Genomic DNA, 8,598 nt, shown 5'->3' on the forward strand with positions numbered 1-8,598 from the left:
TTTCCTGTTCACTTTCAAATCTGCGATTCGTGGCGTCAAACCGTGGTCGGTTTCATCCATTGGTGCCAGTTATCGATGCATTTGGCCGCGAAGGCAGGATTTGGTCAGCATAGCGGTCAACCGGGAAGCGAAACACACCCCGCAAGTTGATGCTCTCCAGCCTGGTGGGCGCAATCTTCCCGATCAGTTCCGGTGGAATGACCTGGCGGCGGTTCGACCAGCGATCCAGGACCGCCTGCATCTGTGAGGTATTCCACGCCATCACGATGTTGGCCATCAGGCTCAACGCATCGGCCACAGCCTGCATTTCATCGACACGTTTGGCCTGCGCCGGGCTGATCCGGCCGGTATAAATGGCGCGCTTGAGGGCGTTAACAGCCTCGCCCCGATTGAGCACCCGGCGCAACTCGTTCCTGAAAGCGTCCTTGACAAAGTAGTCAGCCAAAAACGCCGTACGCAGCAACCGCCCCAATTGCACGCCAGCCTCATAGATTGGATCGCCCTGGGCGGCAGAACCGAACCGCGCAAGAGCTGCCACCGCACTGGCATGTCCGCTCATGACCGAGGCTGCCAGGTGCACCAGACTATCCCAATGCTTTTCGATCAAAGCGACGTCGACATTGGCTTCGCACACCGCAGCGATTTCTGCGGGCACTTTGGTGCCGCGTGGCACAAAGAGGTGGCGCTGTTTGAGTTCCTTCAACCGCGGGCAAAGATCAAAACCAAGCAAACGGGCATGTGACATGGCAAAGTCGGTGTAGCCATGGGTATCCACAGCAAGCTGGCTGGTCTCCAGCTTTTCTTGGCGGATGACACCTTCAATGGCCACGCCCGCCTGGCGCTCATTGAGCACAAAGGGCTGCGCATGGAAGATGCCCCACCGGTCTTTTACATGGGAGTAGATTCCAATGGAAGGTGTGTTGCGCCGAGGATCAAGCCGGGCTTGCCACACCCGTTTGGTGGTCTCCATGCTCATCATGTCAGAAGATGCCAAATCGGACCGCCCCCAGGTGGCGGCAATCGGGTGTCGCTGCATGAATTCCAGCACAGCCTGGCAGGCCTGGCTCAGACGCCGTTCGTCCCGCGCCCAGCGCATGGCCTGGCGAATGCTGGTGGCAGACAATTGCGGAATCATGCGCGCGCATTCGACCGCAGTCAGACTGGTGCCGTGGGCCATGATGCCGGCATAGACCATCAGCAGCTCGTCGGTAGAGCGCGGCTCACGTCCGAGCATGATCCAGCTAAAGCGCACCTGGGCGTCAACGGCCAGAATCACTTCCGGCAATTGAACCTCACCGATGCGGTGATCCAAAGCCGCGCGCAGCTTGGTCACTTCTGGGTCTTCGTCCTCTGCGGGCAATGGCGACAAATGGAGTTCATCATCCACGCGCAGTACGCCACTGCGGGCTGCAGCGGCCACCGCATCGACACCGGCAGTTACTCTGGCCAGCAAAGGCTTCAAGAAAGTGGCAGCCTTGCTGGGTAACGATAGACGGGCATAGTGTTTCTTGGACTCTGCCTGCCAACGCTCGTCCGTGAAGAACAAGCGCGCACGACCCCGAAAGCTCAGGCTGTGCTCAATCCAGACCGAGCCATTGCGCACCGCGCGGCGCAGGGCAAACAGGGTGGCCACCTCCAACGCCTGAAACGCCCGTTCCCGGTCTGGGCTGGAGATCGAAACCTGCCAGATCATTCCCAGACTTGGTGCCACCACTTCAACTGGCAGCTTTCTGGATCCTTTGAGATATAAAGCTTGCAGCTTGGCAAGGTACTCGATGGCAGGATGCTCGCCGGTGGCCTGCCAGGGCAGCTTTGCAATGGCGACGAGCAACGACCGCACGGGGCGAATTCCATCAATCAATCCCTCGCGGACCAGGGAGGCCCTGCTCGGTGGTTTGCGTTTCTGGGTTTCGGTGATCAAGGCTTCAAGACGGGCACGCAACTCAGCATCTGGCACCGCACCTTGCGCGCTCAAGGCAACAAGTTCGCCGAGCAGCGTTTTGTACATTGCGGCCCAATTGACGGTAGCGGGGACATCGGCGGCAGCCTGACGCCACAGATCGGCGATCCGGCGCTGCACCATAAGGATCAACTGGTCTGTGGTGGTGAACAGGCAATACCGAAGAAAGCATGCGACCTCCACGGTGCGCGCTGGCTCTTTGATCTTGGCTCCGGCTGAGGGCGGCCTGGAGACAAGTCGGCGCGCGTAGCGGCGCAAGATGAGATCGGGGATGTCTGCCAGGTGCTTATGAACGTCCAGCGTGTAAAGCAGGTCGATGCGCTCCAGTACCTCGCTGATTTGGCGGGTTGAGTGTTTCGCCGGTGCAGCCCATAGCCAACTCTGCTGGGTTTGTCCATCTGGGCGCAGCTCTGAAACTGAGGCTCGCCAGCGATCAAGTGTTGCTGGATCAACGCTGGCGGCGATGGCGGTGCCTGTTTCAACTTCAAGCTGGGCAAGTGCCGCCGCAATCAGTGTCCGAATTGCCCGCTCGTGCACGATCACCAGCTTGTTCTTGTACAGCCATTGACGCGCCCGCACGAGTAGCTGATCGCGGTCGGCGCAGCGCGCCACTTCGTCGCGCAGTTCACGTACCAGTGAGCGGCGCTGGTGCTCGCTCATCCACTGGAATCCAAGGACCGTGCAGGCTACTTGTTGGTGATCGAATAGCGTGCGCCCGCGTTCATACATGGCTCTCAGCGAGGCGACTTCTGGTGCTGCAATGCCAAGCTCGTTGCCAAGGTGGCGCCACAAGGCTACTGGAATTACCCGAAAGGTGAGGTTGCCCCTGAAAAGTGGAGTTCTTAACCCTTGTTGAAAATACCGACAAGGAGTTGAGCAATGAGTGACAAGCAAGTGCGTGCGCAGTACACGCGGGAGTTCAAACTGGAGGCGGTTCGGCAGGTGCGAGCTGGCCAGGCGATTGCGGTGGTGGCCAAGGTGCTGGGCATTCCCAAGGCCAGTCTGGGCAACTGGGTGCGACTGTCATCCAAGGGAGAGCTGAACGACGTTGGCAGCGCCGACAAGGCGACCAAAGTCTCGCCCGAGCAGATGGAGATTGCCCGGCTGCGCGCCGAGAATGCTCGCCTTCGCATGGAGCGCGACATCGCAAAAAAAGCTGCGGCGTACTTCGCGCAGGACACGCTGCGAGGTACGCCTGGATTGACCAAATGAAGTACCGTTACCCGGTGAGCGTGTCCTGCGGGGTGCTGGAGGTCAGCGCCAGCGGGTACTTCAACTGGCTGCGCCGGCGAGAGGATGGTCATGGCCGCAGCGGCCCTGGCCGACTCTACAGCGATGAAGCCCTGCTGGCGCACATCCGTGCCATCCACGCCGAGGTCAAGGGCGAATACGGCTGGCCACGCATGCACAAGGAGCTTGTGGCCCGAGGCATCCGGGTGGGCAAAGACCGGGTTCGCAAGCTCATGCAGCAGCACGGCATCAAGGCCAAAACGAAACGCAAGTTCGTGGTCACCACCGACAGCCGCCACAGCCTGCCGGTGGCACCTGACCTGGTGCAGCGGCGCTTCAACCCTGAAGCTCCCAACCAGCTATGGAGTGGCGACATCACCTACATCCAAACCGACGAAGGCTGGCTGTACCTGGCCGCCGTCATCGACCTGTTTAGCCGCCAGGTGGTGGGCTGGAGCCTGCAGTCGCACATGCAGGCAAGCCTGGTCAAGGACGCGCTGACCATGGCGTGGTGGCGTCGCCGGCCACCACCCGGTCTGATATTCCACAGCGACCGGGGCAGCCAGTATTGCAGCCACGAGGTCCAGGGCGCACTGAAGGACTGGGGCATGCGTTCATCGATGAGCAGGAAGGGCAACTGCTGGGATAACGCCCCAACGGAAAGCTTCTGGGGGCGGCTGAAAACAGCCAGCGTACATGGGTGCAAATTCGCTACCCGTGAGCAGGCCGGGCAGGCGGTGATGGACTGGATGGCCTTCTACAATCACCGCAGGCTGCATTCCTCGCTGGGCTACCTCAGCCCGATGCAGTACGAACAACGCTGGTACGAGGCACAGCGCAAAAAGGCCGCGTGAATCGTGGGTTAAGAACTACACGAAACAGGGGCAAGGTCAAGGCACCGAGCAAACGCCCACTCATGCGCAGGAAACCAATATGGAGCGCCAGACCAAGCTTGTGGGAATCACCTCGGCGTGCATTGATTGCGTCGCGCTCGGCACCATCGAAGGTGAAAAATGCCTTCATCTCGAAGTCGCTGATATCGCGGGGGAGCCCACGCATCCCCAAAAACGTTGTGTGCCAACCCTGCATCGTGAACCTCAAAAGTGGGAGGCCACCATACCCGTTTACAAAGCGAACAGGAAAGTCAATGAAATCAACGGTCTACCCAGACCACCCCCGCGCCAGTGCTAGCTTTGCGTACCGTCACTTATTGCACTGAAAACGAGGAGACCCCAGTTCGTGCTCAGGCTTCAAGTTGCTGAACTGCTCCTTGATCTTCTGCATCTGCGTGGCCGAGCGCTTCGCATTCGACGCCTGGATCTTGATGTTCTTGTCGCCGTGATACCTGGCGTCCCACTCCCAGCGACGGATCAGGTCGGAATCGGCCTTGCGGCGTGTCTGCGCTTGAAAGCGTGCGAGCAGGTCACTCATGCCGTCCCTTCTTTCTCTTCAGTGCTTTTCCAGTGCCTGCCAGTTTTCGATGCGCAGGCCATCCACCCTTTGAAACTCGCCCACGTTTGCCGTGACGAGGACCAGCCCGCGCGACAGCGCATGCGCAGCGATCAGGGTGTCGTAGGCGCCGATCGGTCGGCCGATGCGCTCCAACTCGGCACGCACCGGGCCCAGCACCTCCGCGGCCTCGCGGTCCCACGTGAGCACGTTCGCCAGGTTGAGGAAGGCGTGAACCAGCTGGGCCAGCCGCACGGCTTGTGGCTTCTTGGCTAACCCGTAGACGTGCTCGGCCATCGTGATCGTCGAAATGCACCAGGCATCCGGCGGCAGCGCGAGCAGCTTTTCATTGATTGCCGCGTCACCGCGGATGGCAGCGCTGCTGGCATTGGTGTCCAGCATGTAGACCGCGCTCACGCGGCGCCCTCACCTGTTCTGTGCGGCTCGATCCAGTCCGCGTAGGGGTCGCGAGGGCCATCCATCGGCTGCTGGCGGTTCTTGAGATAGTCCTCCAGGCCTTCTGCAGCCAGCTCTTCGGCCAGCTGCTCGCGCAGCGCCGCGAATGCCGCCCAACTGACGGCCTTGACCGGGGACAGCACGACATCACCCGAGCGGGCATCGCGCCGGATCAGGACCTCGGTGCCCTCGAAGCGAAACTCGGCCGGCAGGCGCACAGCTTGGCTTCCGCCGCTGCTGAACAGACGGGCGGTCTTGATTGGATCAGCGTTCATGATGCGCTCCTTTGTTTTTCCGTGAACCGTGCCGTTTCCAGCAGGGCTGTGACTTCCGGGCCTTGCAGCGCCGCCTGCAGGCCCTTCTCCTTCGCGGCCCAATGTTCCGCAAGCTGCGCTGAGATGGCGTCGGCGGTCGCCTGGCCGTCGAGCATCACTCGCGCGGCCAGGTCCGCGACGAAGCCACCGACGTAGTGCAAGGTGGGAACGTCCTCGCCAATGCTGCGTTTCACGGCGGTGGACAGGCTTTGTGCCAGCACGGCTGTGCGGCCCAGCCGCGGCAACCAGGCGCGCAGCTGCTCGCACTGGTGCGGCTGCAGGACCAGCTTGAAGCCTTCCCAGTAGAGCGGCACGTGTTCGTTCTGCGCGAACCACTCCAGCGTCGTCGATCCGATCTGAGCATTGACGCCAAAGCGCAGGAGCGACGTACTCTCGCTTCCCAGCGTGCAACCCTCCTTGTATCCAGTGGCCGGCGGCTCCGCAACGACCCTGACGCCAAGCCAGCCGTCATCGCCGGGGAACACGCCCAGGGAGAACTCGAATCCCACGAATTCAAGGCCGCTATGCATGCGCAATGGCCGCTGGCCATACAGTTTCTCGGACAGGTCGCGCGCAGCCTTGAATTTCAGCCAGGCATCGGCCGCCGAGGCGGTGGTGCTGCCGACTTCTTTGAGCCAGTAGCTGCGCAACTGCTCCGACTGGGCATTCCACCAGTCCATGCCGCCTTGTTCGTCAGCTGTCGGCGCGCGCGTCACGTCTTGCATGGCAGTTCCTTGAGGCCTGATACCCCAGGCCACGGTGAGCGGACGGTTCAGCTCAGGGCAATAGTATATATATCGTGTAGCTACATTGCAAGAGCTAAAATAGTACAGTGATAACTGTACTTATCACTGCATGCTATTTCGTTGCCCTTTTCGGTGTCCGAAGATACGATGCGCCTAAGCCGTTGATGGGCAAAGAGTTTTTTGGAGTGCGAAGCGCTTGTCTTCGAGGAGCGACCGCCCTGCCCTTCATGCCGTGCGTGTTTTCTCGGAGAGAAATGGAGCCTATCCATGGACAACAGCTTGAGCTTTCGGGCCATCGACGCCGCCCTCACCCGATGCATGGAAGCCCACCCGCCCGAGGGCCTGGAGCGTCGCATGCATCCCGATGCCAACACCATGGCTGGCCTGTGGGCGCAGATGCTGGTGGACCGCGTTGACACGGTGCCTAGGGCCGGTATCAACCCGGATGTCATGGCCGCCTTGGAGCGCTGGCGTGCGAGCGAATGATTTCTCGGGGAGAAAAGATGCCTGATCCCAAGAAGCTGCCGGCTTCCCCGCTGCGCCTGACGCGCGACGTGCTGGCCCACCTGCGTTCCGTGGCCGAAGGATTTCCGGTGGCCAGCTCGGCTCGGCGCTATCTGGACTGCTCGGAGGATTCGGCCGTCGCCGTGCATCGCGCGGCCGTGGACATGGCCGCCGCCGTCGCGCGACGCGCGGGCCTCGGCCCGCGCTGGCGGCTGCTGCGCGTGCAACAGCTGCCGGTCCAAGCGCTGGCAAAGCCCGTTTCCCTCGAAGAATGGGCGGAATCCAATGGCTATGACGGGTTTTCCTTTGAAGAGTTGCGCGAGATCTACGAGGCCGAGAACGGCCCCCTCGGCACCGACCGCAAGACAAAGCAGATCGAACGGCTGCGACGTGCGAGGATGGAACTGCTGCAGCAGCTGGAGGCTCACGCTGTCGAGCCGCCCTCTCTCGGCGATTCCGTTGCGGCCTGGTTCCCCGAAGACCTGGCCGTGCGACTGAAGCGTGCCGGCTTCCACTTGATGGGCGAATTGCGCACCGCCATCGTTCTGGGTGGACGATGGTGGCGAGGCCTGCCGGGCTACGGTCCGGTCAAAGCCGGACAGCTTGCAGCTCAGGTCGGCGCATTGGTCGGCTGGCCGGCCGCACCGACCTGGGCCGCTTCGACGGAAGCGCGCGACCTGGCCGAGAACGCGCACCAGTTGATCGAGCAGTGGATCTCATCCCGTACCGAGTCGGCGCAGACCGTCCGAGCTTATCGGCGTGAAACGCAGCGCTTCCTTGTCTGGCTGGTGTCGGAGAGGCGCAAGTCCTTGGGCGATGCTGGCCCGGACGATTGCACGGCCTACATCGCATTCTTGCGGGCCGTGCCCGTGGAATGGATGAGCCGGCGCAGCGCCGCCCGCTTCCGCGAAGGATGGGCGCCTTTTGCATCGCAGCCGCGCATCACCAGCCAGCGGTATGCGCTGACCGTGATCAACTCCTTTTTCGCCTGGCTCGCGCGCGCCGGCGAACTGCCGCGCAATCCGTGGGATCTGGTGAATCTGCGACTGCCCGATGACCCGGACGAGTCGCTGGATGCGTCGCGGGCTTTCACGCCCACGGCCTGGGCCGTGCTGCATGCGCATGTACCGGAACTGCCGGATGCGGCGGCTGCACGCATGCGCTGGCTGCTGGAGTTCGGCCAGGGCACAGGCCTGCGCGCGACAGAATTGCTGTTCGGGCGCAAGGCGGACATTCGGCAGCGGGACGGAGGGTATTGGCTTCGGGTTCATGGCAAGGGCGCGCGCAACCGTTTCGTGGTTGTGCCAGCATCGGCCATGAGGGCGACAAGGGCCTACTTCGGCGCGCGTGGGTTGGATTACGACCTTGCGCATCCGAACACGCCGTTGCTTGCGCACCTGAAAGCGCCAGAGCTTCCAGGGATGGATGCGCCGGAAGCAGGGCAGCTGGTTAGGAGGCCAGACGAGCAGGAGCGGAAGCAACGTGGCTACCTCAGCTATTCAACACTCGCTCCGGCTTTCCAGCGGTTTGTACGGGCTGCGCTGCGGGCATCCTCACTGTCACATGAGGAACGGGAAGACGCACGTCACGCTTCGCTGCATTGGCTGAGGCACACGCATGCGACACGTGCGGCCGAAGCCGAAGTGCCGCCCGACGTGCTTCAGGCCAACCTGGGCCAAGCCGATCCACGCACAACTGCAGGCTACTACCGCGCCCAGGAGCAGCGCCGCCAGCGGCAGATGGAGCGTGCTTTCGGCTCGGCTGAAGGCGGTTGATGAAAGCAGTTCTGGAGCGTCCCTCATGAGTATTCGTACCTGTACGAATACTTTTCAACTTCCATTCGGGAGAGCCGGCCCTGACCCCTGGGCGCTGCCCGCTGCGCGGTCACCGGACGCCCGCGCGCCCTTCGGGCGCTTTCCGCAGCTCGCCTATTCGGCTC

At 62.0% G+C, this 8,598-nt stretch carries 7 protein-coding genes and 2 pseudogenes; 3 read left to right on the forward strand and 6 right to left on the reverse strand.

Annotated features, from left to right (window positions below):
* Window positions 1–52: 52 nt before the first annotated feature.
* Window positions 53–2,773 (reverse strand): annotated as a pseudogene (locus NX068_RS18700) (Tn3-like element IS1071 family transposase); the annotation flags it as partial.
* Window positions 2,774–2,839: 66 nt separating this feature from the next.
* Here NX068_RS18700 and NX068_RS18705 point away from each other — a divergent pair.
* Window positions 2,840–4,044 (forward strand): IS3 family transposase gene (locus NX068_RS18705; RefSeq protein ID WP_142085889.1). Its coding sequence is split into 2 segments (ribosomal slippage): window positions 2,840–3,119 and window positions 3,119–4,044, totalling 1,206 coding nucleotides; the frame shifts between segments, so codons are not numbered across the junction.
* Between the two features lie 13 nt (window positions 4,045–4,057).
* Here NX068_RS18705 and NX068_RS21275 read toward each other — a convergent pair.
* From NX068_RS21275 to NX068_RS18730, 5 genes and pseudogenes are all read right to left on the reverse strand, one after another.
* A pseudogene (locus NX068_RS21275) lies at window positions 4,058–4,279 on the reverse strand (DUF4158 domain-containing protein); the annotation flags it as partial.
* Between the two features lie 114 nt (window positions 4,280–4,393).
* Entirely contained in the window at window positions 4,394–4,621 is a 228-nt protein-coding gene (locus NX068_RS18715) for a hypothetical protein (RefSeq protein WP_263462736.1), read from the reverse strand.
* A gap of 18 nt (window positions 4,622–4,639) precedes the next feature.
* Entirely contained in the window at window positions 4,640–5,056 is a 417-nt protein-coding gene (locus NX068_RS18720; RefSeq protein WP_231698646.1) for a PIN domain-containing protein, read from the reverse strand.
* On the reverse strand, window positions 5,053–5,370 hold the full coding sequence (locus NX068_RS18725; RefSeq protein ID WP_231698645.1) for an antitoxin: 318 nt from the start codon (window positions 5,368–5,370) through the stop codon (window positions 5,053–5,055). Before NX068_RS18725 ends, NX068_RS18720 begins: the two co-directional genes overlap by 4 nt.
* A complete protein-coding gene (locus NX068_RS18730; protein WP_231698644.1) occupies window positions 5,367–6,134 on the reverse strand; it encodes a hypothetical protein in 768 nt (255 codons plus the stop codon). The genes NX068_RS18725 and NX068_RS18730 overlap by 4 nt, the downstream gene beginning before the upstream one ends.
* A gap of 288 nt (window positions 6,135–6,422) precedes the next feature.
* On the opposite strand from NX068_RS18730, the gene NX068_RS18735 reads away from it, so the two are divergent.
* Window positions 6,423–6,641 (forward strand): DUF3717 domain-containing protein, encoded by a 219-nt coding sequence (locus tag NX068_RS18735; protein ID WP_231698643.1) that lies wholly within the window; start codon window positions 6,423–6,425, stop codon window positions 6,639–6,641.
* A 17-nt stretch (window positions 6,642–6,658) separates the two neighbouring features.
* Window positions 6,659–8,434 (forward strand): site-specific integrase, encoded by a 1,776-nt coding sequence (locus NX068_RS18740; protein ID WP_231698642.1) that lies wholly within the window; start codon window positions 6,659–6,661, stop codon window positions 8,432–8,434.
* The last annotated feature ends 164 nt before the right edge of the window (window positions 8,435–8,598 follow it).

This window comes from Thauera carbonicopians, assembly GCF_025699485.1.
GTDB lineage: Bacteria > Pseudomonadota > Gammaproteobacteria > Burkholderiales > Rhodocyclaceae > Thauera.